The sequence below is a fragment of the Stenotrophomonas lacuserhaii genome (assembly GCF_039674585.1).
GTDB classification, from domain to species: domain Bacteria; phylum Pseudomonadota; class Gammaproteobacteria; order Xanthomonadales; family Xanthomonadaceae; genus Stenotrophomonas; species Stenotrophomonas pennii_A.
Window position 1 is genome coordinate 25,827 of the sequence record NZ_JBDJNU010000012.1, and the last position, 26,978, is coordinate 52,804.

Sequence of the window (26,978 nt, forward strand, 5' to 3'; positions counted from 1 at the left end):
CGCATGGCGGCTGAAGAAACACCGCGCAGGGTGGTAATGATCTACGGATTCTCCGGCGGGTATTCCGGCACGGCGGAGTTCGACTGGAAGGCGCCGGAAGTCGGCGAGCGGCATAACTGCATGCTGTTCCTCAGCCAGCCGCGCGAGGAGGACGCGTTCGACGACGCGCTGGCCGAGTGCGCGCGCTTCGGCATGGGGGATATCCAGGATCTGCGCTGCGGCAGGCTGCGGGTGGAAGTATTGAACACGGATCTCTACCGCGGCTTTGCCTGCTTCTACGAAGAAGCACTGAACAACGGCAGTTCACTGCTGTGGTATCCGCACAAGAAGCCGGACGCCGGGTAACGCGCGTGGGTGCGTCAACGCTGGTCCATCGTGCGCGCCCACGCAGCCGAATACAGGAAGATGCAGACCGCGATCGCGGCGGGGGGCAGGCCGGCGGCCAGCGTGTACAGCCAGCGGTTGCGCCCCAGTGCCTGTGCGGCCTTGCCAAGGCGGTAGGCCACGACGAGGTTGCACAGCAACAGCGGCAACAGGGCCAGCTCGCTCATGAAACCGAGTGCATCCAGTGCCAAACCGAGCACCAGCACGCCCACGAACTGGAAAAGCAGAAGGGTTCCGCCCGACGAGACGTACTTCATTGCCAAGGCGCCGGATGGTGGGGTGGCTGCCATTACGCGAAATCCTTCAGGATCTCGCCCACGCCAGCCGGCGAGATCTCAAAGCCCAGCGTGGTGCCAGGGTTGATCACCACGCCGTAGCCGCCCGGTACGCGGCGCAGCACGTCCAGCATCAGCCAGCGGATCTGGTGCGGGGCCTGTTCGGAATGGAAGCCGACGCGCGCCGGATCAGTGAACACGGCGACGTGCAGCACGCCCTGTTTGTCGAACAACAGCGGATCGAAACCGCTGCCGTCGGGGATGACCAGGCTGCCGGTGAGCAGCACCACCTCGGAGGCGACGAAGGCCTGCATGAAGGCTTTGATCGGCAGTTGGCCGGCCATGGCGGTCTGCAGCAGGGTCTCGATCGGGGTCTGGGGCGGAAGGTCGGTCATGGCGGGTGGAGCGCGGCGAGCGGAAGCCCAATTGTACCCAGCGCCGCGACGCAGATGCCGGGTAGTGACGGCCGCTGGCCGTCAGAACGGGGTGCCGGGGGTGCTGTGGTGGGAGCGGCAGCATGACGGCCAGCGGCCGTCACTACCGGAGCAGGGCATGCTGGCGCGCTGGGGTGGGTGACGACCGTTGGTCGTCACGCTCCTGATTCAAGGGCAACAGCGTGACGACCAACGGTCGTCGCCCACCGAATCAGGGGCAGATGCATGACGGCCAGCGGCCGTCACTACCGAAGCGTAGGCACCCACCGACGGCGGTGCGGGGGTCAGGGAGCGGCGAGTCTGCGGGTGCGGGCGTGCTGGTCGGACATGGCGCGGTCCAGTTCGGCGCGCAGGGCGTCCTGCTGCACGGGGGCATCCAGTACGAATACCCTGATGCCGTGCGCGGGGACATCGGCCTGGAGGGTGCCGGAGACTTCCACGCTGCCGCCGTCCAGGGCGTCGCGCCAGGTACCGGGCTGCACGTAACGCGTCACTTCGATGCGCGTTGCTGCATCGCCCTTGTTCAGCAACACCAGCGCGGTCTGGCTGACCCCGCCATGCTGCAGCACGCGGAAGAATACGGCTTCGTCGCCTTGCAGGCGCTCGTTGACCTGCAGGCCGCGCTGCAATGCCGGGGTCGCCTCACGCAGTTTCGCCACGCGCTGCAGCGGGGCGAAGATCGGGCTCCGTGGAGCCGCGTCCACGCGCTGCTGGCCGAAATACGCACGGTTGCCGGCGTGCTCGGCACGGCCGCGCATGAAGCCGGTTTCCGATCCGTAGTACAGCACCGGGATACCGCGCGCAGTGAACAGCCAGTTGTTGGCGTCGATGAAGCCGGCATCGCTGGCATCCAGCCGCGGCATGTCATGGTTGTCGTAGAAACTCATCAACTCGTACGGGTTGGCATACGGCCCGCCGAGCAAGTGCAGCGGCTCGGCCAGCGTCTCGAAACCCTTCTGCTTCAGCCCGAAGGTTTCTTCCATTGCCCCGCGCGAGGGAAAATCCAGCACGCTGACGTTCGCATTCGCCGGCCAGGTGTGCTCGGCGATCTTCGCAGCGTCGTAGTCGAACGCTTCGCCGAACATGAACATGCCCGGATGCTCGGCCCGCACGCGGCGCACGAACGCGTTCCACCACGGGTGCGGCAGCCAACCGATGGTATCGATGCGCAGCGCGTCCACACCCTGCGCGGTCCACTGCAGGTAGGCGCCCACCAGGTAATCCATCACCGCCGGGTTGTGTTCGTTGAAGTCGCCGAGCTCGGCCAGGTTGCCATCGAAAATCGAGCCCGTGGACGAGTCCACCGGGCCGATGGTGTTGTAGAAGGCGTGCAGCGGGTTGTGCTTCGGATCCAGCTGCTGCGGCGCCAGGTTCTCGTGGTCGGCGATCAGCCTGCCGTCCTTGTCGAAGATCTGCCCGAACTGCGGCTGGCGCACCGGCATGGTCCATGAAGGCGAGCCGTGGTTGCCGACGATGTCCAGCACTACTTTCAGCTTGGCTGCATGCAGGCCCTTGGTGAAGTCGGCGAACTGCAGGCCGGCGCTGGGCAGGTGTTCGTCCACCTTGTAGAAATTGGTGCCCCAGTACCCGTGGTAACCGGTCTTGCCGCGGTCGGTGAGGGTGCTGGTGCAGCTGATTTCCTTGCTGCCGGTGAACGCCTGGTCCGGGTTGTCGATGATGGGGGTGATCCACACCGCTCCGAAGCCGAGGTTGCGGATGTAGTCCGCGTTGTCCAGCACGCCCTTGAAGTCACCGCCGAGGTAGCCGATGTTGCCGTCCACCTTGTCCGGGCAGGGCACCGGGATGTCGAACGTGCGGTGCTTTCCACCCTGGTCTCGGTGATCGTTGGACGGGTCGCCGTTGACGAAGCGGTCGGTGACCACGAAGTACACCGCGTCACTGGCGAACGGTTCGGTGGTGCCTACGTACTCCGGGCGCGGCGCGGCGAGCGCCTGGCCAGCGAACAGGGCAAAACCTACAGCAACAGACAGACGCACACGCATCACACCACCTCCGGACGGGACGGAACACGCAGCACGCACAGGCCGGCCACGAGCAGGCTGCAGCCCCCCAGCACCAGCACCTGCATCGGCTGGCCACCCAGCCATGCGCGCAGGGCGAAGCCAAGCGCGCTGGCGGCCACCAGCTGCGGGATCACGATGAAGAAATTGAAGATGCCCATGTACACGCCCATCTTCGCCGCCGGCACGCTGTCCGACAGCAGGGCATAAGGCAGGGACAGGATGGACGCCCAGGCAAAGCCCACGCCCACCATCGACAGCAGCAGCCAGTGCGGATCGTCGATGAACATCATCGACACCAGCCCTCCCCCGCCCAGCCACAGGTTGACCAGGTGGCTCCAGCGCAGCCCGATGGCGCGCACCATCAGCGGGATCAGCAATGCAGCCAGCGCGGCGAAACCGTTGTACGCACCGAACAGCACGCCGACCCAGTTGGCGCCTTCGTTGTAGGCAGCCGACTGTGGATCGGTGGAACCGAAGTGGGTGCCGGCTACCGCGGCGGTGGTGTAGATCCACATCGCGAACAGCGCGAACCAGGAAAAGAACTGCACCCACGCCAGCCGGCGCATGGTGCCCGGCATGTTGCGCAGGTCATCGACGATGGTCGCCAGCATGTGCGTGCCGGGCAGTACACGGGCCACGCCCAGCAGGATGCCGTAGGCCGCACACAGGCCGGCCAGTACGTACAGCATCTTGTCCCCGCCCTGCCAGGCGATCAGTGCCGCCAGCACGACACCCACCAGCAGCCACAGCACGATCTGCGCCCACGGCGGCACGCCGCGCGCGGCCACCGCGTGGGCGTGTGGCGGCTCGGCATCGGCGAAGCCGGCCAGCTCGGTCGGTGAGTATTCGCGCGTGCTCAACACGGTCCAGGTGATCGCCGCCAGCAGCACCACCGCGCCGAAGTAGAACGCATAGCGCACGGTGTCCGGCACTTCACCCGGCGCTGCGGTATTGGCCACGCCGAAGTGGGCCAGGATGAAGGGCAGGAAGCTGGCCACGATGGCGCCCACGCCGATGAAGAAGCTCTGCATGGCAAAGCCGGTCGGCCGTTGGCGCGGCGCCAGCTGGTCGCCAACGAAGGCACGGAACGGCTCCATCGACACGTTGATGGACGCATCCAGCACCCACAGCGTGCCCGCCGCGATCCACAGCGTGGGCGAGTTCGGCATCACCAGCAGGGCCAGCGTGGTCAGCACCGCGCCGATCATGAAGAACGGGCGGCGACGGCCCCAGCGGGTCCAGGTGCGGTCTGACAGATAGCCGACGATCGGCTGCACCAGCAGGCCGGTCAGCGGTGCGGCGATCCACAGCCCGGGCACCGCGTCCATCGACGCGCCCAGGGTTTCGAAGATGCGGCTGGCGTTGGCGTTCTGCAGCGCGAAACCGAACTGGATGCCGAGGAAACCGAAGCACATGTTCCAGATCTGCCAGAACGACAGCTGCGGTTTGTCGGGCCGGCTGGTGACGGGACGGCTCATGGGCGATCCCCTGCGAGTGGGGCGATCGGTGCCAGCAGCAGCGCCTTGACGTCCGCCTCGTTGAGCACGCCCGCGCGGCCGCCCTTGCCGCCGGTGTAGTGCGAGAAGTGCTGCAGCGCGCTCATGTTGAAGCCGTCCTGCAGCTGGAACGTGCAGCTGCCCGCAGGCAGGTCGAACTCGGCCGCAGTGGATTCCTGCACCGCCACGCTGTGCGGCATCACCACGGTGCGTGACGGGGCAGTCTGGCCGGCGCAGGTGACCGCAAGTTGCTTCACTGCGGCAGTGACTCCGGTGTTGATCGGTCCGTTGGGATTGTTGAACTGAAGGCGCACGCGCACACGGCCGGCCGCGGGCTGCGTCCACGACCAGCGCTGCGCGCCGGGCAGGCGCTGCTGCGGGCCGATGCAGGTGGTCGGGCTGTGCAACGACTCCAGCGCGTCATCGCGGCGGGTCAGGCTGAGGCAGTGCTGCAGGCCGTCGTCGGCGATACGGGCGACGCCGCCGTGCACTTCAACGGCGGCACCATCGCGCCACAGCACGTGCTGTGCTGGAACCGCGATGGTCCAGCCGCTGCGCTCCTGCGTGGCCGATGGCGCGACTGGCGTGGCCGGTGCATAGGCAGCCGCATCAACGGAAGAACGTGCGCTCTGGGCACGAACTCCACGCTGCGGAGAGGTCGCCGCGGGCACCAGCTGCACCACCGTGGCATCACCGTCGCGCTGCATCTTTCCAGCCACCAGCAGCTCACCCTGCAGCACGTCAGGCTTCAGCAGCACATAGCGCTTGCCATCCATCTGCAGGCTGATGCGGTCACGCGTACCGAACAGCTGCGGCACCAGCGCGACCGGCAGTTTCGGCTGAACCCGGCCATCGGCTTCCACGCCGAACACGCCCTGCAGCACCATGTCCAGGTAGCCGGCGACCGACCACAGTTGGCGCTCGGAGTTCACCACCGGGCCACTCAGCGCGCCTTCGTCGACATGGATCTTCTGGGTCAGCAGCTCGTAGTTTTCCATGTTGGACCCGGCCAGCGCGGCACCGCGCATCAGCGACCGCACTTCGCCGGTGATGCGCGGCGCATCGTCCAGCAGCCGCGCGGCACGCAGCGAATACGCACTGACGAACGGCCAGATCGCGCGGTTGTGGTACACCGGCTGGTTGCCTTCCTGCGGCCACACCACCGGGCTGCCGGCCGCGCTGGCCGGGTACGCATCCAATGCACGCCGCGCGCGTCCGGTCGGCAACACGCCGGCCAGCACCCCCAGCGACGTCGCCAGCAGGTCGTACTTGGCGTAGGGCACGGGGTGGGCGGCTTCGCCGATGTAGCTCATGTACTGGCCGGCATCTTCGCGCCAGAAGCGCGCATCGATCCGCGGGCCCAGCGCATCGGCCCACGCCTTGTACTGCGCAGCGCGCGTGGCATCGCCGTGCTGGTCCGCCAACTGCTCGCCAAGCCGCAGGGCCTGGTAATGCAGCACGTTGGTGGAGAGCGCGAAGGAGTCACCGATGAAGCGTACGTCCTCGCGGGTCCAGTCCGGATAGGTCTGCTCACGCCAGTCCAGGAACGAGGTCTCGCCGCGGTACAGGCCGGTCGCCGCGTCGAACACCATCGCCCGGTCCTGGGCCAGCGTGCCCTGCAGCGCCTGCCAGACCTGTTCGGCGAAGGCGGTGTCATCCAGCAGGTGGCGCGCGGCCAGGAACCACACGATGCGATCACTGCTGATCGGCCAGCTGCCACCGGAACCGGTGTCCTGCGCCACGAACAGGCCGGAAGTATGGCCATCGCGTGCTTCGGACAGCTTGAACTGCAGCGACTGGCGGGTGCGCTGCGGATCCAGCCGCGCCAGCGCCAGGTCGGCGGCGAAGCTGACATCGCGCGTCCAGACATAGGGCCAGTTGGCGCCGGTCTTGAAGCACTCGCATGGCACCGGCCGGCCTTCGTCGAAGGACGGATCGCGGATCGCGTCCACGCGGTCCTGATCCATTTCCTGCTGCGCAAGCGCGAACAGGGCATCGAACATCGGGCTGGCGGTATCGCTGCGCATCGGCTGCGCGGCAATGCGCAGCTGCCGATCCGGCGTGTGCAGCACGAAGCCGCCGCCGGCCACGGATTCGGCGCGTGCCGTGCGGCCGGCGAATTCCAGGTCGGCGGCATGCGCGGCCGAACCCAGCGTCGTCGCGATGGCGACGGTCAGGCAGATCATCTTCAGCATCGAAGCGGACGACCGGCTTGCGCCCGTCACCCTCCCTCCCTCTTTGCATGTTGTAGGTCCCTGCCTGCCGAGCGGCCGACGGGGGCGCAACGCCTCCCTCAAGGCATCGTGCGGACATGGTAGACGGCAGGCGCCGGGGGCGGTCTGCCTGCATACGTATTCATGGCCTGTCGGGTCAGGCGGCCGTACCGGCTGGGCTATGGTCGGCGCAGTTCCTGCATCACCCTGGGAGGGGAAATGTCGCTGTTTTCGTTGTTGCTGCGTGGGCGCAGCAGGCCGTGGCTGGGCCTGGCCCTGCTGTTCGCCAGCCCGGTCCTGATGGCTGCCACCACCCCGTCGGCCAGTGTCGAATCGCCGGGAAAGATCCTGAAAGTGACGCTGCAGGTGGACGGCGGCACGGCCCGCTACCAGGTGCAGCGACTCGGCGATGCGGTAGTGGACGCATCGAAGCTCGGCTTCGAACTGCGTGATGGCCGGCTGGACCGCGACTTTGAAATCACCGGCAGCAGCACCCGCGCCTTCGATGAGACCTGGGAGCAGCCGTGGGGCGAGCGTCGACTGACCCGCAACCACTACAACGAACTGACCGTTTCCCTGCGCCAGACCACCGGCGACAAGCGCCGGCTGGACGTGGTGTTCCGGGTATTCGATGACGGCGTGGGCTTGCGCTACGTGTTTCCGCAGCAGCCGGGACTGGCCGAGGCGATCATCGATGAGGAGCTGACCGAGTTCGCCATCACCCAGCCGTCCACGGCCTGGTGGATCCCGGCCGGCGAGCCGATCCATTATGAATACCTGTATGCGCGCACGCCGCTGCAGGAGGTGGCGCTGGCGCATACCCCGATCACCCTGCGCAGCACCTCCGGCCTGCACGTGGCCATCCACGAAGCCGCGCTGGTCGACTATGCCGGCATGTGGTTGCGCCGCACCGACGGCCAGCGCCTGCGCGCGCAGCTTTCGCCGTCGGCTGATGGCTGGAAGGTCCGCCGCGCCCTGCCCTTCAGCACGCCGTGGCGCACCCTGCAGATCGCCGACCGCGCGGGTGGACTGGTCGAATCGGACCTGATCCTCAACCTCAACGAACCCAATGCGCTGGGCGATGTCAGCTGGGTCAAGCCGTCCAAATATCTGGGCGTGTGGTGGTCGATGCACCTGGACGAGGAGAGCTGGGCAACCGGCCCGCGCCATGCCGCCACCACCGCCAAGACCAAGAAGATGATTGATTTCGCCGCCGCCAACGGTTTCCGAGGCGTGCTGGTGGAAGGCTGGAATCCCGGCTGGGACGGTAACTGGGTGGGCAACGGGTATGACTTCGACTTCACCCGCGCGACCGCGGATTTCGATATCGAGGCGCTGTCCGCCTACGGAGCGAAAAAGGGCGTGCACCTGGTGGGCCACCACGAAACCGGCTGCGCCATCGACCATTACGAGGACCAGCTGGGCGCGGCGCTCGATCTGTATGCGCGCCTGGGCGTGGATTCGTTCAAGACCGGCTACGTCTGCGATGACGGCCAGGTGGACCGGCGCAACCCGGGCGGTGGGCCACTGCTGCGCGAATGGCATGACGGCCAGTTCATGGCCCGCCACCACCTGAAGGTGGTGCAGGAAGCGGCCGCACGCAGGCTGGCGGTCAATCCGCACGAACCGATCAAGGACACCGGCCTGCGCCGCACCTATCCGAACTGGTTATCACGCGAGGGCGCGCGTGGCATGGAGTACAACGCCTGGGGCCAGCCGCCGAATCCGCCCGAACACGAGGTCAACCTGGTGTTCACCCGGATGCTGTCCGGGCCGATGGATTACACCCCCGGGGTGCTGTCATTGAAGGGCCGCCATGGGCAGGCGATTCCCAGCACGCTGGCCCGCCAGCTGGCGCTGTACGTGGTGCTGTACAGCCCGATCCAGATGGCCGCCGACCTGCCCGAGCATTATCAGCAGCACCTGGACGCGTTCCAGTTCATCAAGGACGTGGCGGTGGACTGGGAACAGACCCGGGTGCTGGACGCCGAGGTCGGCGACTTCGTCACCATCGTCCGCCGCGACCGCAACAGCAGCGACTGGTTCCTGGGCAGCATCACCGACGAACACGGCCGTGTGCTGCCGATATCACTGGGCTTCCTGGAACCTGGCGTGCGCTACCGCGCGGAGATCTACCGCGACGGCGACGGTGCGGATTTCCGCAGCAATCCGTTCGCGTTCGTGCGCGAAACCCGCGAGGTGACCAGCGCTGACCAGCTGACCCTGGTGCTGGGGCCCGGCGGCGGCCAGGCGATCCGCTTCAAAAAGGGGACGGAGGGAATTAATTCAGATTAATTCCCTCCGTCCCCTTTTTGTAATCGCTTACACCGCATGTCGCTGCATTGAATACGTATGCAGGCTGATTCCAGCACGCGGCGCGCTGCATACCATAGCGTCGCAGTCAGCGGCCACCGTGCCGCGACCCGTATCGGCGGTGCCGGCGCGGACCACAACTAGATTCGGCAACATTGCCTGGGAGGGGAAATGTCGAACCACAAGCGCAACGCGCTGTCATTGGCGCTGGCCGTCGCACTGTCACCGGTACTCGCTTTCGCGCAGTCCACCACGTCCACCACCGCCACCGGCCAGACCGGTTCCGCGGCGACCAACCTGGATGCGGTGCAGGTCACCGGCATCCGCCGCGGCATCGAGAACGCCATCGCGGTGAAGCAGGACGCCACCTCGGTGGTGGAAGTCATTTCCGCCGAAGACATCGGCAAACTGCCCGACGTCAGCATCGCCGAATCGCTCGCGCGCCTGCCCGGCCTGGCCGCCCAGCGCGTGGCCGGCCGCGCCCAGGTGATCAGCGTGCGCGGCCTGTCGCCGGACTTCGCCACCACCCTGCTCAATGGCCGCGAAGTGGTCAGCACCGGTGACAACCGCAGCGTCGAGTTCGACCAGTATCCGTCCGAACTGGTCAACGGCGTGACCGTGTACAAGACCCCCGATGCGGCCCTGGTCGGCCAGGGTCTGTCGGGCACCATCGACATGCAGACGGCCCGTCCGCTGAGCTTCCCGGACCGCGTTATCGCGGTCAGCGGCCGCTACCAGAAGAGCTCGCTGGGCGAAGCCGCTGGCGTGGACGAGTTCGGCAACCGTTTCAGCGCCAGCTATATCGACCAGTTCCTGGACAAGACGCTGGGCATTGCCATCGGTTACGCGCACAGCGACAACCCGATCCAGGAAAACCAGGTCGGTCTGTACGAGCCATGGACCACCGAACACACCGACAACGGCAACCGGCCGGGGCTGGCCCCGGGCGTTGCCTTCAGCGATGGCATCAAGGCGCTGCGCCGCACCGGCAACAACAAGCGCGACGGCGTGATGGCCACCGTGCAGTTCCGCCCGTCCAACAGCTGGACCAGCACCCTGGATGCCTTCCACACCGAAGCCGAACAGATCGACACCGCCAACCAGTTCGAGGTCAACCTCAGCAACTTCAACGGTGGCTACACGCCGGGCCTGCTGATCAGCAATCCGCAGGTAAATGCCGATGGCACCTTCGCCGGCGGCACCGCCAGCGGTGTCTACCCGCTGGTGCGTGGCATGTACAACAAGCGCGAAGACAAGATCGATGCGTTCGGCTGGAACAACGAGTTCACCTTCGGCAACGGCGTCAAGCTGGTGGCCGACGTGAACTACTCCAAGGCCACCCGCGATGAGCTGAACCTGGAAAACAACCTGCAGCTGACCCCGATGCCGCAGCTGGATACCATCGGCCTGGTGGTCAACCCGAACGGTTTCTCGCAGATCACCCCGGGTCTGGACTATTCCAATCCCGATGCGCTGTTCCTGACCAACACCATCTACGGCTCCGGCTACGGCAAGGTGCCCACGGTGGAAGATCGCCTGAAGGGCGCGCGCGTGGCACTCACCCTGCCGGCGCCGGAAGGCCTTTCCCCGGTGTTCGCCGACTTCGACATCGGCGTCAACTACGCCGACCGCCAGAAGGACAAGACCCAGGCCGAGGGCAACATCCTGCTCGGTGCACAGGGCGATGCGAACATTGCCGCCGACCTGCAGCGTGACCGGGTCAACCTGGGCTTCGCCGGCATCGGCTACATCCCGGCCTGGAATGTGCCGGCCGCGGTCGGGCGCTACATGGAGTTCAACCCGGTCACCGATCTCGACTACCTGATCCCCAAGTCGTGGACGGTGCAGGAGAAGATCACCACCGCGTGGCTGCGCGCCAACATCAACACCGACATCGGCGTGGTCGGCGTGCGCGGCAATATCGGCGTGCAGATGCAGCACGCCGACCAGAGTTCGCAGTCGAACTACTTCGACCGCTCGCGTCCGGACGGCCAGAACGTGCTGCCGATCGACGCCGGCAAGACCTACAACGACTGGCTGCCGAGCTTGAACCTGGCCTTCATGTTCCCGCACCAACAGACCCTGCGCTTCGCCGCGGCCAAGCAGGTGGCACGCCCGCGCGTGGACCAGATGCGTGCCGGCCTGGAGTTCGGCGTGGACACCGCCACCGGACGTCCGGGTGGCAGTGGCGGCAACCCGCTGCTGGATCCGTGGCGTGCCACCGCGCTCGACCTGTCCTACGAAAAGTACTTCGGTGAACGCGCCTACGTGGCGGCCGCGGTGTTCTACAAGGACCTTAAGAGCTACGTGTACACCCAGTCGGTGGACGACTACGACTTCTCCGACCTGCTGGCCAGCTACGTGCCGCCGCCGGGCATGGTGGCGCCGGTGCTGCAGACCGGTACGTTCTCGTCGCCGCAGAACGGCAAGGGCGGCACCCTGCGCGGCCTGGAACTGACCGCTTCGCTGCCGCTGGACATGTTCACCGACGCCCTGCGCGGCTTCGGCGTGCAGGCCAGCGCCACCTTCAACGACAGCGACATCGAGATCCTGGATCCTGAAAGCGCCTCCAGCGTGGGCAGCGACCCGATCGCCCTGCCCGGCCTGTCCGACCGCGTGTACAACTTCACTGCCTACTTCGAACGCAATGGATTTGAAGCACGCGTGAGCCAGCGTCGTCGGTCGGACTTCATCGGTGAGATCGGCAACTTCAACGGCAACCGCACGCTGCGTTACGTGGTGGGCGAGAACGTGACCGACGCGCAGGTGAGCTACACCTTCAGCGACAGCAGTTCGATGGCGGGGCTGACCCTGCTGCTGCAGGGCACCAACCTGACCAACGAGCCGTACCGCACCTATGCGGGCACCACGGATCGCCCGCTGGAATATGTGGAATGGGGCCGCACCTACATGCTGGGGCTGAACTACAAGTTCTGAGGCCTCCACGCGTTGAATCCGGAAGGCCCGCTGCCAACGCAGCGGGCTTTCTGCTTTCAATCAGCCCGGGCAGCCCGCGACCAGCTTGCCGTCATTGTTGCAGACGCGGTACACCCTGTCGGCACGGAAGACATTGAAGGTGTCCGAAAAACTGCCGTCATTGCGCCGGCAGCTTGCCCACAGCTGGCAGGAGCCGCCACTGCCCGGCATGTAGCTTGCCTTGGTGAGTTGACAGGTCGCGGCGGCAGGCGCGCTACGGAACTGATCCACACATAACTGGTCCTCTGCCGGGCCACGCGTGGATTGACCGCTTGCGGCCTGCGACGTGAGCGCAACCGCTGTCAGCAGCACGCTCGCTGCGAAGTACATCGTGCGATGGATCTTCATGTCACCCTCGTTGTCTGCGAATGAGCTTGCATTCTGCTCATCAAGGCGGTGGCCGTCTCTCAGGAATCGCGTCATCCGCACGTGGGAGTAACTCGCGGGCGATCAAAAAAGGGACGCCCCCGCGGGGGCGTCCCTCAACAACCACCAACGGAGAAAACAATCAGCCGATGCGGCGACCGCAATACACGGCGTGCGCAGGCAACATCAGTTCGGTGCCATCCAGCGAACCGGCATCCGGTCCCGGCACCTCCACGGGCTGCCAGGCGCCCGCCGGCAGCAGCTGCCGCGCCGGCTGCGTGGACAAGTTGAAGGCCAGCACCATCACCTCATCCCCCAAGGTCCGTTCGAACACCAGGACCGGCTCGGCACTGTCCAGGAAACGGATGGCGCCGTGCATCAACACCGGCTGCGTACGCCGCCAGGCCAGGAAGCGGCGGAACGCCGACAGCACCGAATCGGGCTGGGCTTCCTGCACGGCCACCGCGCGCGACTGATGGTCGGCCGGGATCGGCAGCCATGGCGCGCCGGTGGTGAAACCGGCCAACGGCGCATCGATCCACGGCAACGGCGTGCGGCAGCCGTCGCGGCCCTTGAAGTTCGGCCAGAAGGTGATGCCGTAGGGATCCTGCAGCGCCTCGAACGGGACATCGGCCTCGCCCAGTCCCAGCTCTTCGCCCTGGTACAGGCAGATCGATCCCCGCAGCGAACACAGCATCGCCACCAGCATCCGTGCCAGCCGCGGGTCGGCCGGGTGCCCGCCCCATCGGGTCACCGCGCGCTCCACATCGTGGTTGGAAATGGCCCAGCACGGCCAGCCCTCGGTCATCGCGGTTTCCAGGCGCGACACCGTATCGCGGATGTACGCCGCGCTGAAGTCGTCCACCAGCAGCTCGAAGCTGTAGCCCATGTGCAGGCGCTTGGCGGTGGTGTACTCGGCGGTGGTGGCCAGCGAATCCTCCGAAGAGATTTCGCCCAGGCTGACCGCCCCCGGAAACTGGTCCAGCAACGCGCGCAGTTCTTCGAGGAACGGCAGGTTTTCCGGCTGGGTATTGTTGAAGTAGTGGTACTGGTAGGCGTATGGATTGTCCGGACTGAAACCCCGCCCGACGCGCTTGTCCGCCGGCTTCGGCGGATTGTCACGCAGCTGCAGGTCATGGAAGCAGAAATTGATCGCATCCAGGCGGAATCCATCCACCCCGCGATCCAGCCAGAACCGCACGTTGTCCAGCGTGGCTTTCTGCACCGCCGGATTATGGAAGTTCAGGTCCGGCTGGTCGGCCAGGAAGTTGTGCAGGAAGTACTGCTCGCGCCGCGGCTCCCACTGCCAGGCCACGCCACCGAACAGTGACATCCAGTTGTTCGGCGCGGTGCCGTCTTCGCGCGGGTCGGCCCACACATACCAGTCCGCCTTCGGATTGGTGCGGTCCTGGCGGCTCTCGCGGAACCAGTCGTGCTCGATCGAGGTATGGCTCAGCACCTGGTCGATCATCACCTTCAGGCCCAGCGCATGCGCCTTGGCCAGCAGCCGGTCGAAATCGTCCAGGGTGCCGAACAGCGGATCCACGTCGCGGTAGTCGGCGATGTCATAGCCGAAGTCGGCCATCGGCGATCTGAAGAACGGCGAGATCCAGATCGCGTCCACGCCGAGCGCGGCGATGTAGTCCAGGCGGTCGATGATGCCGGGCAGGTCGCCGACTCCATCGCCGTCGGCATCGAGGAAACTGCGCGGGTAGATCTGGTAGATGACGGCGCCGCGCCACCATGGCGTATTGGACATCAGGCCCCCCTCCGGGCTCTGTTGGCCCCTGCGGAAACACGGGCCGGAATGCAGCGATGGAAGCTTAGCCTCGGGCCCTGCGACGTGGTGCTGCCTGCATACGTATTCACGGCAACCGCTGCCTTCGACGGTCCATCCGGCGGCCACCCGCGCCGTGTCCGGGCCGGCATGCGCCCGAATTCACGGCCAGCGCCTATAATTGGCGGCGAGCCTTGAAGCCAGACCGCATGACCATCATCGAAGACACCCGTGCCGCCCTGGGCCTGCCCCAGATCCAGACGCTTGCCGCCGACGACATGGCAGCCGTCGATGCCCTGATCCGGCGCCGGCTTGCTTCGGACGTGGTGCTGATCAACCAGATCGCCGACCACATCATTTCCGCCGGCGGCAAGCGCCTGCGCCCGATGCTGGTGATGCTGGCCGGCCGCGCGGTCGGCGGCGCCGGCCCGGAACACCACCAGCTGGCGGCGATCATCGAGTTCATCCACACCTCCACGCTGCTGCACGATGACGTGGTGGACGAATCCAGCCTGCGCCGTGGTCGCAGCACCGCCAACGCGCTGTGGGGCAACGCGCCCAGCGTACTGGTGGGTGATTTCCTGTATTCGCGCAGCTTCCAGCTGATGGTGGAACTGGACCGCATGCCGGTGATGCGGATCCTGGCCGACACCACCAACCGCATCGCCGAAGGTGAAGTGCTGCAGCTGCTGCACGTACACAACCCCGACACCGACGAGGCCGCCTACCTGCGCGTGATCGAGCGCAAGACCGCGGTGCTGTTCGCCGCCGGCACCCGCCTGGGCGCGCTGGCCAGCGGCGTGGACGAGGCCACCCAGCAGGCGCTGTACGACTACGGCATGGCGCTGGGTTATGCGTTCCAGATTGCCGATGATGTGCTGGATTACTCGGCCAACGCCGAAGAACTGGGCAAGAACCTGGGCGATGACCTGGCCGAAGGCAAGGCCACCCTGCCGCTGATCCACGCCATGGCCCATTCGGACGAGGCGACCCGCCAGCGCCTGCGCAGCATCGTGCAGGACGGTGATGCCAGCGCGATGCCCGAGGTGCTGGCCGCGATCCACGCCACCGGCGGGCTGGACTACAGCCGCAACCGTGCCGAGGAATACGCCGCAGCCGCCGAGCGGGCACTGGACGGCCTGGCCGACAACGATGCGGTAGCCGCCCTGCGCGGCCTGGCCCGCTACGCCGTCAGCCGCAGCCATTAAGCGGTAGCGCCGCACACGGGCCGAACCCGGTAGCGCCGACCCATGGTCGGCGAGCGCAGCGGAGGGCGTGTGCCCTTACAGGCCAATCCCGGGAATGGCGCTGATCAGCTCGGGGTCGAAACCCGCCAGTTCGGCGAAGTGGCGGCCGCGGGCAACGTAATCGCGGTACACGCCATAACTGGGCGCCCCGGGTGACAGCAATACCACGCCACCTGCATCACCCAGCGCGGCGCGCGCCAGCGACATCGCCTCTGCCAGGTCCTGCGCGGCGTGCAGCCCGAAGCGTCCGGCATCGGCCAGCGGCTGCAGCAACGCGTTGATCCGCGGCCCGTTGGCGCCCATGGTGATGATCTCCAGCGGCGGCTGGTCACCTGCCATGTGCTGGGCGAAGTCAGTCCAGTCCAGCCCGCGGTCGTGCCCGCCTACCAGCAGCGCGATGCGTTGCCCGGCAAAACAGTCCAGCGCGGCCAGGCTGGCGTGCGGGGTGGTGCTGATCGAATCGTTGACGTAGACCACGCCCTCGCGCGCACCGATGCGCTGCAGCCGGTTGGGCAGCGGCCGGAACGACTGCACCGCCGGCGCCAGCGCGACCGCGTCCAGCCCCAGCGCCTCGATGGCCGCCAGCACCGCGCACAGGTTGCCGCGGTTGTGCCGGCCCGGCAGCGGCGTATCGCGGCTGTCGAAGACCGGCTGTTCGCCGCGGTGCACGATGTCGCCGCGCATGTGCCAGCCATGCGGCTGGTTGAACCAGATCACTTCGCTGCCCGGCAGCGTCAATGCCGCAAGATGCGGATCAGCCGCGTTGAGCACCGCGATGCGTGGCGCGCCTTCGGTGACCAGCGCCAGCTTGTCCTGGATATAGCGCTGTTCGCTGCCGTGCCAGTCCAGGTGCTCCGGGAAGAGGTTCAGCACCACCGCGACCTGCGGGTGCGCCCCGCTGCGGGCGACCTCGCGAGTCTGGTAACTGGACAGTTCCACGGCCCAGTAATCCGGTGCCGGCTGCGGATCCAGCACCTCCAGCAGCGGCAGCCCGATGTTGCCCACCAGCCCGGTGCGATGCCCCGCAGCGCGCAACAGGTGCGCCAGCAGCGAAGTGGTCGTGCTCTTGCCCTTGGTGCCGGTCACGCACACCGTGCCCTGCACCGTGCCATCGGCTGCGGCATGTTCTGCGAACCACAGCGCGGTGCCGCCGACGAACTGCGTGCCCTGCTCCAGGGCCGCCTGCGCAACAGGCAGGTAGGGGCTGATGCCCGGCGACTTGATCACCACGTCGAAGTCCGCCAGCAGCGCCGGGGAGGGCTCCCCGCGGACATCCAGCGTGCCGCCGGCCTCCTCCCGCGCCGCGTCTGCTTCGGCGGCCGGGCAGAACAGGGTCAGCGGCAGCGCCGGCAGGCGCGCGCGCAGCACGGCGTAGGCCGCGCGCCCCTCACGGCCCCAGCCCCACAACGCAACCCGCCTGCCTTCAAGCTGCGAAATCTTCACGCACCCGCTCCCACAGCGCGGCCGGGATGCGATGCTCGCCCTGCAGCTCCAGCATCGGTTCCACTGCCAGTTCGGTGGGATCCAGCTGCGGCAGGATCTCGTTGCAGAAACGCTTCACCAGCGCGTCTTCCTTCCAGTCCGGACGGGTGGCCAGGGTGGCCATTGCCGCGCGCGACTCCTTGCCCTCGCCCACGCATTCAAACGGTTTGTGGTCCTGGAATTCCAGCAGCGCGTCGAAGCCACCGGCCTGGTCCAGGTCATCCAGCAGGTTGCGGCCGAAGATGCGCACCAGCCGCGCCTTGGACATGAATGGTGCGAGCGCCAGGAACACGAAGTGGCACTTCGGGCACACGCCACACCAGCGGTTCACCGGGCGCTCGCCGAGGATGTGGAAGTTGCGGTTGCAGCTGGAGAAATGCGCGTCGTAGAAATCGGTCTTGGCGAACTGGCGTGCAACCGCCAGCTCGGACATCGGCCGCAGCAGCGAGTAATACTGCAGGTCAGCGGCGACGTAGCGCTGCACGTGGCGGCCGAAGGCCTGCTCGAATGCCCAGCCCTTGGACCACTGGTGGTTGACCTCGCCGGTGCCCGGGATCTGGCTGCCATAGCTGGCCGAACGTTCATTGGAGAACACCACCTGGTCCACGCCCTGCAGCAGCGCGGCCAGCACCATGATCGCCGAGTTCACCGCGGTCACCGGGATGTGTCCGTTCCAGGCCCCCTGGCGGTTGAGTTCGAACAGTTCCGGTGCCAGCGCGCGGCCCAGGTTGAGCGTCGGCAGGCCGGTACGCTCGGCGCAGGCGCGGATCAACTGCGAGCCGCCGATCCAGGTCACCGTCTCGTCCACGCCGGCACGGCGCAATGCTTCGATGCTGACCAGCGAGTCCTTGCCGCCACCGATGGCCACCAGCGCGTGGGGCTGCAGGCCCAGGGTCGGCGCTGCCGCCACCTCGCCGGCCACCGGCAGGCGGAAGCGCCCGCGCAGGTTCAGGCCGTTGCGGTAGGCGAACTCGCCGAGTCCATGCAGGTAGATGCTTTCCACCAGCGCGGCGGTTTCTGCGTCGATCGCATACCCTTCGATGGCCACCGTGTCCGGCACGCCCGCCTTGTAGTAGCTCACGCCGGCGACCAGGTGCAGCAGCTGCAGCGCGCGCTGCACGGCGGCGGCGCGTTCCGGCGCAAGATCGAACGGGGCGCCGGGCACGGTGATGGTTTCCACCATCTCCGGGCCCTGGTCGAAGGCGTAGACCAGCCGCGCCACGCCGGTGTCCGCAGCGAAATCGCAGCGCACGAAGCGGAAGCAGGCAACCTGGTGTTTATCAAAAGCAGTCATGGGGTATCCGGATCAGGCACGTTTGCGTGCAGGCACGCAGGCGGTGTTGGCAGGCGGGTGGTGCACGGCGACGTGGGCCGGCGCGGAGAAAACAGTCCTCATTCCAGGATGTCCTCGCGCGGCATCGCACGCTGGTTGTAGGTACTGGCCATCACGTAGCCGTAGGCACCGGCGTCGGCCACCAGCATCACATCGTCCGGCGCGGTGGTCGCCGGCAGCTTGCGGCGCTTGCCGAACACATCGCTGGACTCGCAGATCGGCCCGACCACGTCGAACGCGGCTTCGGCGTAGCCGCCCTGCCGGCTAAGGTTGTCGATGTCGTGCCAGGCGTCGTACAGCGCCGGACGGATCAGCGTGTTCATGCCGGCATCCAGGCCGACACGGCGCACGCCGTCCTTCTCCACCACCTGGGTGCAGCGGGTCAGCAGCACGCCCGATTCGGCCACAAGGTAACGGCCCGGTTCGATCGCCAGGCGGAACGCCGGATGTACCGCCTTGACCTCGGCCAGGCCTTCGGCCCACGCCTCCAGGTCGAACGGTTCGTCTTCTTCGCTGTACGGGATCGGCATGCCGCCGCCGATGTCGATGGTCTGCACGGTGCCGATGCGGCGGGCGAAGCCGGCCAGTTCATCGCACATCAGGCGCCAGTGCTGCGCCGTTTCCACGCCGCTGCCCAGGTGCGCGTGCAGGCCCACGATGGTGGTGCCCAGCTCGGTGGCCACGCGCACGAACTCATCCACGCGTCCCATCGGCAGGCCGAACTTGGATTCCTTGCCGCCAGTGCGCACCTTGGCATGGTGGCCTTCGCCGCGACCCAGGTCCACGCGCAGCCACAGTTCACGGTTGCGGAACAGGTCCGGCCAGCGCTGCAGGGCTTCCACGTTGTCCACGGTGACGGTGACGCCGAGCGCGAACGCTGCTTCGAATTCCTCGCGCGGGCAGAAGCTGGGAGTGAACAGCACGCGCCGGGGCGACAGTGCCGGCAGCACGTTGAACACATGCTTCAGTTCGCCGTGGGATACGCACTCCAGGCCGAAGCCTTCGGCCTCCAGCGTCTCCAGGATCGCCGGATGGCTGTTGGCCTTGATGGCGTAATAACGCTGGTCGATCGGGGTGATCGCGGCCAGTGCGCGGGCGCGGGCGCGCACCGTGGGCAGATGGTAGATATAGCGCGGCGTGCCGGCTTCGGCGAGCTGCAGCAGGTGCGCACGCTGGCCCCGCCACCACGGCGTGCCGCGCGGGCGCACGGTGCCGGCGATCTCGCGCCAGCGCGGACCGAACACCGCGGTTTCTTCCACCGGCATCGCACCGCTGTCGATCAGCTCGGCGTGCAGGATCGGCAGCAGCCCGTCGGCGTCGGCCTCATCGATGACGAAGGTCAGGTTGAGGTCGTTGGACGACTGCGAAATCATGTGCACGCGCTCGCGGCCGAAGGTCGCCCAGACATCGGACAGCTTATGCAGCAGCGAGCGCATGCCGCGGCCGACCAGGGTGATCGCCGCGCAGGGCACGATGATCTTGACCTTGCAGATCTGCGACAGGTCGGCCGACAGCGCTGACAACACATCGGTATTGACCAGGTTCTCGGAGGGGTCCAGCGATACGGTGACGTTGGTTTCGGCCGAACCGATCAGGTCCACCGACAGCCCATGCTTCTTGAACAGGCCGAATACATCGGCCAGGAAGCCGACCTGCTGCCACATGCCGATGCCTTCCATCGACACCAGCACGATGCCGTTGCGGCGGCTGATCGCCTTCACCCCCGGCACCGGCGCGGCGCTGCCGTCGATGCTGGTGCCTGGCAGTTCGGGGCGCTCGGTATCCAGGATGGCCATCGGCACGCCGGCATCGCGGCACGGCTTGATCGAGCGCGGATGCAGCACCTTGGCGCCGGTGGTGGCGATTTCCTGCGCTTCGTAATAGTCCAGCCGGGTCAGCAGGCGGGCGTCGGGCACGTCCTTCGGATTGGCGCTGAACATGCCCGGAACGTCGGTCCAGATCTCCACGCGGCTGGCACCGAGCAGCGCACCGAAGTACGCCGCCGAGGTATCCGAACCGCCCCGGCCGAGGATCGCGGTGCCGCCGTCGGCGTGGCGCGCGATGAAGCCCTGGGTGATCAGCAGGCGGGTCGGCTGCGCACGGAAGCGCTGCGCCCACGCGTCATCGGATTTCCACTGGCAGTTCACCGAAAGACGCTGCGACCACGGGCTCTGGTTGGGCAGCGGCGGCAGCGCATCCAGCCACTGCCGCGCATCCATCCAGCCCATGTCCAGGCCGTTCTGGTGCAGGTAGGCGGCACCGATGCTGGACGACAGCAGTTCGCCCTGGCCCAGCACTTCGGCCTGCCAGTCCAGCGTACGTGCAGCGCAGCGCGCATCGTCAAGCAGCGCCTGCAGCGCCGCCAGGCGCTCGGCCAGCACCGCGCGCGGCAGCTCCAGTTCGTCCAGGAAGGCCTGGTGGCGTTCGACCAGCGCGGCCACGCGCTCACGACTGTCGGCCGCGCCATCGGCGATGGCGGTCAGTTCGTTGGTCACCCCGGACAGCGCCGACACCACCACCAGCACGCGCGAGCCGGTCTCTTCCGCACGTTTTTTCGCCAGTTTCCCGATCGTGTCCCAGCGATGGCGACGCGACACCGAAGTGCCGCCGAACTTGAGGACGATCCAGCGATCGACAGGGGAAGAAACTGGCATGTAAGTATTCTGGTTATGGTGGGGAGGCCGCCCGCAAGGAGCGGAACCCCCGATTCTAAGCCCAAGACGCCGCCCATGACCGCTCACCGCTACCTTCAGCTTGATGTCTTCGCCCCCCGCCCCGGCAGCGGCAACCCGCTGGGGGTGGTGTTCGACGCCGACAATCTGTCCCCCGGGGCCATGCAGGCCCTCGCCGCGTGGCTGAACCTGTCCGAGACGGTGTTCTTCGTGGCCCCCACCGCGCCGGGTGCGGATTACCACATCCGCATCTTCACCCCCGGCAGCGAGCTGCCCTTCGCCGGCCACCCCAGCGTCGGCGCGGCCTGGGCGGCAGTGACCAGCGGCCTGGCGACGCCGCGCGATGGCGCGCTGCTGCAGCAGTGCGCGGCCGGCCTGCTGCCGGTGCGGGTGGAGGGCCCACACACGGCGCCGACCATCCACCTGGCCAGCCCCAGCGCCCGCCGCTGCGAGGTGGCGCCCGGCGAGCTGCCGGCCAGCCTGCACGCCCTGGGCGGGCCCGCGCAGGTGCCGGAGCTGTGGGACAACGGTCCGCGCTGGTGGTTGCTGGCCGCGCGCGATCCCGCTGCCGTGCGTGGCCTGCGCCCGGACATGGCCGCCCTGCGCGACTGGACCAACGCTACCGAGGCCACCGGCGTGGCGATATACGCGCCGGAGCAAGCTGACGGCCACGACCTGGTGGTGCGCGCGTTCTGTCCTGGCGATGCGGTGAACGTGCCCGAAGACCCGGTGACCGGCAGCGCCAATGCGCTGATTGCCGGCGTGCTGGCCCAGCGCAACCAGTTGCCCGGCCACGATGGCCGCTACATCGCCAGCCAGGGCCGCGAAGTCGGCCGCGATGGCCGCGTGCACCTGCAGGTGGACGACGCCGGGGTGGCCTGGATCGGCGGGCAGGTGCAGCCGGTCATCGACGGCACGGTGCACTGGTAAGCTGCGCGACCCCGTTACGGAGCCCGCCGATGACCACCCGCCGTTTCCTGCAGCTGGACGTATTCTCGCCTTCGCCGGGTGCCGGCAATCCGCTTGCGGTGGTGCTGGATGCACAGGGCCTGGACGATGCCAGCATGCAGGCCATCGCCCGCTGGACCCGGCTGCCGGAGACCACCTTCGTGTTCCCACCGCAGGATGCATCAAGCAGCTATCGCCTGCGGATGTTCAGCCCGCAGAAGGAAGTCCCGTTCGCCGGCCACCCCAGCATCGGCACCGCGCATGCGGTCCTTGAAGCCGCACTGGCCGCGCCGGTGGACGGCCTGCTGGTCCAGCAGGGCATCGCCGGGATGCTCCCGCTGCGGGTGGAAGGGGATGGCGCGCAGCGCCGCATCGCCATCCGCACCCCGCGCGCGTCGGTCGCCGAGGTCGTCGCGCCCACCGATCCGCGGCTGGCCCGCGTCCTGCGTGGCTGGTCGCTGGGTGCCCTGCCGCCGGCCCGCATGCAGGGCGGGCGCAGCTGGTGGGTGGTCGAACTGGGGGACGAAGCCGCACTGCGCGCCCTGCAACCCGACTGGGACGCGGTGGCGACGCTGGCGGAGTCCACCGACAGCATGGGTGTGTTCGCATATGCGCGCTGCAGCGACCAGCCATGGGACCTGGCCGTGCGCGCCTTCGTCGGCAACGGCAGGCGCTTCGAGGATGCCGCCTCCGGAGCCGCCAACGCGGTGCTGGCGGCCTGGCTGGACGAGCGCAGTGCGCTGCCCGGCGGACGTCGTGACTATGTGGTCAGCCAGGGCCGCGAGGTCGGCCACGATGCGCGCCTGCACCTGCATGTGGATGCAGAAGGCGAAGTGTGGTCCGGTGGCCAGGTGCAGACGGTCATCCGCGGCACGATCGATTGGTAGCGGGTAACGGGACGGCCAGCGGCCGTCCCTACCGGGTCTGCGGCGTCAGAGCAGCGTCGCTTCCAGTGTCACCGGAACCGCGCTGAGTGCCTTGGACACCGGGCAGTTCTGCTTGGCGTCATCGGCGATGGCGCGGAACTTTTCCGCCTCGATTCCCGGCACCTTGGCCTTGACCTTCAGCGTGATCTGCGAAAGCTGCGGACCGCCTTCCATCGACAGGTCCACCTGCGCTTCGGTGTCCAGCGCCTCGGGTGGGAAGCCGGCTTCGGTCAACTTGGCCGACAGGGCCATGGTGAAGCAGCCGGCATGCGCGGCGGCGATCAGTTCTTCCGGATTGGTGCCTTTCTCATCACCGAAGCGGCTGCTGAAGGCGTAGCGGGTGTTGTCCAGCAGGCCGCTCTGCGGCGTGCTCAACTGGCCCTTGCCGGTCTTCAGGTCACCTTCCCAGTGCGCGGTGGCGCGGCGCGAAATACCCATTGTGCAGCTCCTTCGGTTGAGTTCGGGACCCACCGTACGCAGAGCCGCGTTAGCATCGCGTCGCTCTGCTGCGACGCGACGACGCACGCCGTTCCGACGAACGGCCAGCAGCCCGCGGCCTGGCCTCCGAGCGCCTGTAAAAAACCGGTTTTTCCCTTCCAATTCCACGGCTTCAGTGCAACGACCCGGGCCAGGCGGGCAACCGCGCCCCCCGACAAAGGTCGAGTGGCAGCGAAAAAAGCGGGCTTTTCCGCGTATAACCTATTGGCGGCGCCGTGTAGTTGCCCTACATTGCGCTTGCCGACGGGGTCGGCATGACCACACAACCAACCGTTCACGGAACAGGAAACCATGGCAAAGACCGCTAAGAAGGCTGCCCCGAAGAAGGCAGTAAAGAAAGTCGCTACCAAGGCAGCCGCCAAGCCGGCCGCGCCGAAGCCGATCAAGGACGTGCTGACCAAGTCCGGCCTGGTTGCACACATCGCCGAAGCGTCCGGTGTGATCGCCAAGGACGTGCGCGCGGTGCTGGCCTCGCTGGAAACCGCGGTTGCCGCTTCGGTGCACAAGAAGGGCGCTGGCAGCTTCACCCTGCCGGGCCTGCTGAAGATCACCACCGTCAGCGTCGCCGCCAAGCCGAAGCGCAAGGGCATCAACCCCTTCACCAAGGAAGAGCAGTGGTTCGCCGCCAAGCCGGCCACCACCAAGCTCAAGGTGCGTCCGCTGAAGAAGCTCAAGGACGCCGCGCTCTGATCGCGTAGGCATACCGGGTTTCCCTGGCGAACGGGACGGCTCACCAGCCGTCCCGTTCGTTTTTCGGGATGTGCGGGCAAGGCGCAACACAGTGTGCCGTTGCCCGCCGTTTCCGCGTGCTTTCGGGCCAGGCGTTGCCGTGCAACGTGTTGCGCCGGGATCCGGCCGCCCCTGTCCGGGACAATGGAACACTGCGTGCAGCCGGCCTGGTCGCGGCGCCCGCGCAGCAGCCCTATGGTGGAACCATCCCCCTGATGGACGCCCGCCATGGCCAGCCCCTCCACCCGCTACCGCCTCACCGTCACGCCGATCGAAAAGGACGGCCTGCCGTGCAGCGGCCGCTGCACCATCGAAATGGAACATCGCGCGCAGCGCGACTGGATGCGCCTGCTGGAATGCGCTCCGCGGCTGGCCGGTTTCAGTGGCGACGAACGCGCGGCGGTGTTGATCGCCGCACAGATACTGCGTGACGTCGTGCAGCGCCACGTCGACGAACCCAACCATCCGCTGGCCGCCCACGCGGCGACGCTGAACACGGCGCTGGACGCCCTGGACAGCCTGCACGGCCCTGCGTGAGGTGTCTGGGCAACGGCGACTGCGACGTCAGAAGCTGCAGACCGCTTGTTGGCGGGGCGGGGGGGGGGGGGGGGGGGGGGGGGGGGGCCCCCCCCACCCCGCCGGCCGGGAGACCCCCCCAACCACCGCCACCCCCCCCCCCCGCCCCCCCCGCCGCCCCCCCCCCCCCCCCCCCGCCCCCCCCCCCCCCCCCCCCCCCCGCCCCCCCCCCCACCCCCCCCCCCGCCCCACCCCCCCCCCCCCCCCCCCCCCCCCCCCCCCCCCCCCCCCCCCCGCCCCACCTCCGACAGGTCCATGGTGGCCATCTGGTAGCGCCGACCCATGGTCGGCGGCTTTTGTTTGGCATGGAGCTTGATGGTGTCTCCCTCCATGCCTTGGCTACACTCCCCGCTTCTGTCCTGACGAGTGCGACCGATGCGCGGTGCCGGTTGGCTGTTCCCGATGCTGATGCTGCTGGGTGCATGCCAGCGCGCGCCGGATGCCGCGCCCGCGGCAGACGGTGCGGTCGCCGGGCAACCCGCAGCCGCAGCGCCGGCCGCCACCTCCGCCGTTGAGCGCGCCGATGCGCTGCCGCTGCTGGCGGCAGTCGCCGCTGATGCGCCGGATCCGGGCGCGGTGGTGCGTGCGTACGCCGGCCACCTGCTGCGACGTGAGTTCGACAAGGCCGATGCCAACTGGATGATCGCCCCGCCGCCGGGCCGTGCCGACGATGCCGCATTGCGCGGACTGCGCGGGGTGCGCGATCTGAAAATCAACACCGACGCGCCCGTGCCGCATGACCGGCAGCAGCCGACCCATCTCATCGAAGTGCCTGTGCGGATACGCGTCACTACCGCCACCACCACCCTGCGCTACAACGGTTGGTACCGGCTGGTACCCGATCCGCAACGCAGTGCCTGGCTGATCCAGTCAGCCAACCTGCAGCCGGTGCTGGACTGACCGGTCCACCACCATGCACGCGCGGTTCAGTGCGACCGGCTATCTTCTGCATGTCTCTACTTCAGATGGTCACGACCATGCGTCTTCGTCCGTTCTTCACCCGCCTGGCCACCGCCACGGTGCTGGTGGCCGCCGCCATCGGCGCACAGGCCGCGCCGTCCATCGAGGGTCGCCAGTTGTCGGTGGGTGCCGGCGACGTGCAGCAGTACCTGGAAGGCAGTTTCCCACGTACGCAGGACGCGCTCGGCGGCCTGATCGCCCTGACCATGAGCCACCCTCAGCTCACGCTGCCCGCGGGCGAACGGCTGAACCTGGGCATGGACATCGCGCTGGCGACCGCCGGTGGCGCGCCGGCCAAACTGGGCACGGTAAAGCTGAGCAGTGGCCTGCGCTACGACCAGCAGACCCAGGGCTTCCACCTGCAACAGCCGACGATGGAAGACTTCGTGCCGGCGCAGCAGGGGGCACGCCTGGATTCGCGTACCAGGTCGCTGCTCAATGCATGGTTGGGCGACTACGCGCAGCGCGAGCCGATCTACCGCATCGACCCGGCCGTAGCGGGTTTGCTGGGTACGCTTCAGGTGCAGTCGGCGCAGGTGAACAACGGCCGCCTGCAGGTCACCTTCAACCAGGATCTCGGCACGATGGTGCCGCCGGGCCTGCTGGGTAACTGACGGGGCAGACGGGCATCCGGCTGCGGCGGGGGTGACGCCGAGCATTGCTCGGCGCTACCGGGCAGACGGGCATCCCGCTGCCGAGGGGGTGACGCCGAGCATGGCTCAGCGCTACCGGGCGGCCAGGTATCCGGCCGCGGAGGGTGATGGGTGTCAGGCTTCCAGGGCCTTGGCCAGTGCTTCGCTGAAGGCCGGGATGTCGTCGGGCTTGCGACTGGTGATGAGGGTGCCGTCAACCACCGCTTCCTCATCGCGCCACTGCGCACCGGCGTTTTCAAGATCCCGGCGCACCGACGGCCAGGACGTCACCTGCCTGCCCTTGGCCAGGCCCGTATCGATCAGCAGCCACGGGCCGTGGCAGATCGCCGCGACCGGCTTGCCGGCCTTGCCGAAGGCTTCGATGAAGGCCAGCGCCGATGCATCGATGCGCAGGGTGTCGGGGTTCATCTGTCCGCCGGGCAGCAACAGCGCATCGAAATCATCCGCCTTGGCGTCCGCCAGCGGCTGGTCGACAGTTACTTCGTCGCCCCAGTCTTTCTCCTTCCAGCCCTTGATGCTGCCTTCCTTCGCCGGGGAGACCACGCGGGTGGTCGCGCCCCAGCCTTCGAGCAGTTTCTTCGGATCGGTCAATTCGGACTGCTCGAAACCGTGGGTGGCGAGGATGGCGATCTTCTTGCCTTCAAGACGCTGTGCCATGGGGATGCTCCGATTGCTAAAGGAACACCCAGCATCACC

General features: G+C 67.5%; 22 protein-coding genes. 10 read left to right on the forward strand and 12 right to left on the reverse strand.

Features of this window, described 5'->3' with window-relative positions:
• Nucleotides 1–3: 3 nt before the first annotated feature.
• Nucleotides 4–345 carry a hypothetical protein gene (locus ABE522_RS06975; protein ID WP_346591057.1) on the forward strand — a complete coding sequence of 114 codons (342 nt, stop codon included), beginning with the start codon at nucleotides 4–6 and terminating at the stop codon, nucleotides 343–345.
• A gap of 14 nt (nucleotides 346–359) precedes the next feature.
• On the opposite strand, the gene ABE522_RS06980 is transcribed toward ABE522_RS06975, so the two are convergent.
• The 5 genes from ABE522_RS06980 to ABE522_RS07000 all read right to left on the reverse strand — a co-directional run bounded on the left by ABE522_RS06980 (nucleotide 360) and on the right by ABE522_RS07000 (nucleotide 6,808).
• Entirely contained in the window at nucleotides 360–674 is a 315-nt protein-coding gene (locus tag ABE522_RS06980; protein ID WP_346591058.1) for a hypothetical protein, read from the reverse strand.
• Nucleotides 674–1,054, reverse strand: a complete 381-nt coding sequence (locus tag ABE522_RS06985; protein ID WP_346591059.1) for an SseB family protein — start codon at nucleotides 1,052–1,054, stop codon at nucleotides 674–676. Before ABE522_RS06985 ends, ABE522_RS06980 begins: the two co-directional genes overlap by 1 nt.
• A 323-nt stretch (nucleotides 1,055–1,377) precedes the next feature.
• Nucleotides 1,378–3,096 carry an alpha-amylase family glycosyl hydrolase gene (locus ABE522_RS06990; RefSeq protein WP_346591060.1) on the reverse strand — a complete coding sequence of 573 codons (1,719 nt, stop codon included), beginning with the start codon at nucleotides 3,094–3,096 and terminating at the stop codon, nucleotides 1,378–1,380.
• The gene (locus ABE522_RS06995) at nucleotides 3,096–4,595 is read right to left on the reverse strand and encodes an MFS transporter (RefSeq protein ID WP_346591061.1); all 1,500 of its coding nucleotides are present in this window, start codon (nucleotides 4,593–4,595) and stop codon (nucleotides 3,096–3,098) included. The genes ABE522_RS06990 and ABE522_RS06995 overlap by 1 nt, the downstream gene beginning before the upstream one ends.
• Entirely contained in the window at nucleotides 4,592–6,808 is a 2,217-nt protein-coding gene (locus tag ABE522_RS07000) for a glucosidase family protein (RefSeq protein WP_346591062.1), read from the reverse strand. The genes ABE522_RS06995 and ABE522_RS07000 overlap by 4 nt, the downstream gene beginning before the upstream one ends.
• Before the next feature lie 237 nt (nucleotides 6,809–7,045).
• Between ABE522_RS07000 and ABE522_RS07005 the strand changes: the two genes are divergently transcribed.
• The gene (locus ABE522_RS07005; RefSeq protein ID WP_406846320.1) at nucleotides 7,046–9,121 is read left to right on the forward strand and encodes a glycoside hydrolase family 97 protein; all 2,076 of its coding nucleotides are present in this window, start codon (nucleotides 7,046–7,048) and stop codon (nucleotides 9,119–9,121) included.
• Between the two features lie 189 nt (nucleotides 9,122–9,310).
• Entirely contained in the window at nucleotides 9,311–12,076 is a 2,766-nt protein-coding gene (locus ABE522_RS07010) for a TonB-dependent receptor (RefSeq protein WP_346591063.1), read from the forward strand.
• 60 nt (nucleotides 12,077–12,136) lie between these two features.
• Here ABE522_RS07010 and ABE522_RS07015 read toward each other — a convergent pair whose 3' ends face one another.
• Together ABE522_RS07015 and ABE522_RS07020 are read right to left on the reverse strand one after the other, a co-directional pair.
• Nucleotides 12,137–12,463 carry a hypothetical protein gene (locus ABE522_RS07015; protein ID WP_346591064.1) on the reverse strand — a complete coding sequence of 109 codons (327 nt, stop codon included), beginning with the start codon at nucleotides 12,461–12,463 and terminating at the stop codon, nucleotides 12,137–12,139.
• A gap of 160 nt (nucleotides 12,464–12,623) precedes the next feature.
• Nucleotides 12,624–14,240 carry an alpha-glucosidase family protein gene (locus ABE522_RS07020; RefSeq protein ID WP_346591065.1) on the reverse strand — a complete coding sequence of 539 codons (1,617 nt, stop codon included), beginning with the start codon at nucleotides 14,238–14,240 and terminating at the stop codon, nucleotides 12,624–12,626.
• A 227-nt stretch (nucleotides 14,241–14,467) separates the two neighbouring features.
• Here ABE522_RS07020 and ABE522_RS07025 point away from each other — a divergent pair, with 227 nt between their 5' ends.
• Nucleotides 14,468–15,466: a polyprenyl synthetase family protein gene (locus ABE522_RS07025; protein ID WP_057507036.1), complete on the forward strand. Its 999-nt coding sequence runs from the start codon at nucleotides 14,468–14,470 to the stop codon at nucleotides 15,464–15,466.
• 75 nt (nucleotides 15,467–15,541) lie between these two features.
• Here the strand turns inward: ABE522_RS07025 and murD are convergent, their stop codons facing one another.
• The 3 genes from murD to ABE522_RS07040 all read right to left on the reverse strand — a co-directional run bounded on the left by murD (nucleotide 15,542) and on the right by ABE522_RS07040 (nucleotide 20,974).
• Nucleotides 15,542–16,948, reverse strand: a complete 1,407-nt coding sequence (murD, locus tag ABE522_RS07030; RefSeq protein ID WP_346591066.1) for a UDP-N-acetylmuramoyl-L-alanine--D-glutamate ligase — start codon at nucleotides 16,946–16,948, stop codon at nucleotides 15,542–15,544.
• Complete coding sequence (gene murL / locus ABE522_RS07035; RefSeq protein WP_346591067.1) at nucleotides 16,929–18,281, reverse strand: UDP-N-acetyl-alpha-D-muramoyl-L-alanyl-L-glutamate epimerase; 1,353 nt, start codon at nucleotides 18,279–18,281, stop codon at nucleotides 16,929–16,931. Before murL ends, murD begins: the two co-directional genes overlap by 20 nt.
• A gap of 98 nt (nucleotides 18,282–18,379) precedes the next feature.
• A complete protein-coding gene (locus tag ABE522_RS07040) occupies nucleotides 18,380–20,974 on the reverse strand; it encodes a bifunctional aspartate kinase/diaminopimelate decarboxylase (protein WP_346591068.1) in 2,595 nt (864 codons plus the stop codon).
• A gap of 75 nt (nucleotides 20,975–21,049) precedes the next feature.
• Between ABE522_RS07040 and ABE522_RS07045 the strand changes: the two genes are divergently transcribed.
• Nucleotides 21,050–21,922, forward strand: coding sequence for a PhzF family phenazine biosynthesis protein (locus ABE522_RS07045; RefSeq protein ID WP_346591069.1), 873 nt, complete (start codon nucleotides 21,050–21,052; stop codon nucleotides 21,920–21,922).
• Between the two features lie 29 nt (nucleotides 21,923–21,951).
• Nucleotides 21,952–22,827, forward strand: coding sequence for a PhzF family phenazine biosynthesis protein (locus ABE522_RS07050; RefSeq protein ID WP_346591070.1), 876 nt, complete (start codon nucleotides 21,952–21,954; stop codon nucleotides 22,825–22,827).
• Nucleotides 22,828–22,872: 45 nt separating this feature from the next.
• Here the strand turns inward: ABE522_RS07050 and ABE522_RS07055 are convergent, their stop codons facing one another.
• Entirely contained in the window at nucleotides 22,873–23,304 is a 432-nt protein-coding gene (locus ABE522_RS07055) for an OsmC family protein (protein ID WP_042612715.1), read from the reverse strand.
• A 351-nt stretch (nucleotides 23,305–23,655) separates the two neighbouring features.
• On the opposite strand from ABE522_RS07055, the gene ABE522_RS07060 reads away from it, so the two are divergent.
• The 4 genes from ABE522_RS07060 (at nucleotide 23,656) to ABE522_RS07075 (ending at nucleotide 26,243) form a co-directional block, all read left to right on the forward strand.
• Nucleotides 23,656–24,054 carry an HU family DNA-binding protein gene (locus tag ABE522_RS07060; RefSeq protein WP_346591071.1) on the forward strand — a complete coding sequence of 133 codons (399 nt, stop codon included), beginning with the start codon at nucleotides 23,656–23,658 and terminating at the stop codon, nucleotides 24,052–24,054.
• A 267-nt stretch (nucleotides 24,055–24,321) separates the two neighbouring features.
• Nucleotides 24,322–24,630, forward strand: a complete 309-nt coding sequence (locus ABE522_RS07065; RefSeq protein WP_346591072.1) for a DUF3861 family protein — start codon at nucleotides 24,322–24,324, stop codon at nucleotides 24,628–24,630.
• A gap of 414 nt (nucleotides 24,631–25,044) precedes the next feature.
• The gene (locus ABE522_RS07070) at nucleotides 25,045–25,569 is read left to right on the forward strand and encodes a hypothetical protein (protein WP_346591073.1); all 525 of its coding nucleotides are present in this window, start codon (nucleotides 25,045–25,047) and stop codon (nucleotides 25,567–25,569) included.
• Between the two features lie 77 nt (nucleotides 25,570–25,646).
• A complete protein-coding gene (locus tag ABE522_RS07075) occupies nucleotides 25,647–26,243 on the forward strand; it encodes a DUF1439 domain-containing protein (protein ID WP_346591074.1) in 597 nt (198 codons plus the stop codon).
• Nucleotides 26,244–26,396: 153 nt separating this feature from the next.
• Here ABE522_RS07075 and ABE522_RS07080 read toward each other — a convergent pair whose 3' ends face one another.
• Complete coding sequence (locus ABE522_RS07080; RefSeq protein ID WP_346591075.1) at nucleotides 26,397–26,939, reverse strand: type 1 glutamine amidotransferase domain-containing protein; 543 nt, start codon at nucleotides 26,937–26,939, stop codon at nucleotides 26,397–26,399.
• Between the last annotated feature and the right edge of the window lie 39 nt (nucleotides 26,940–26,978).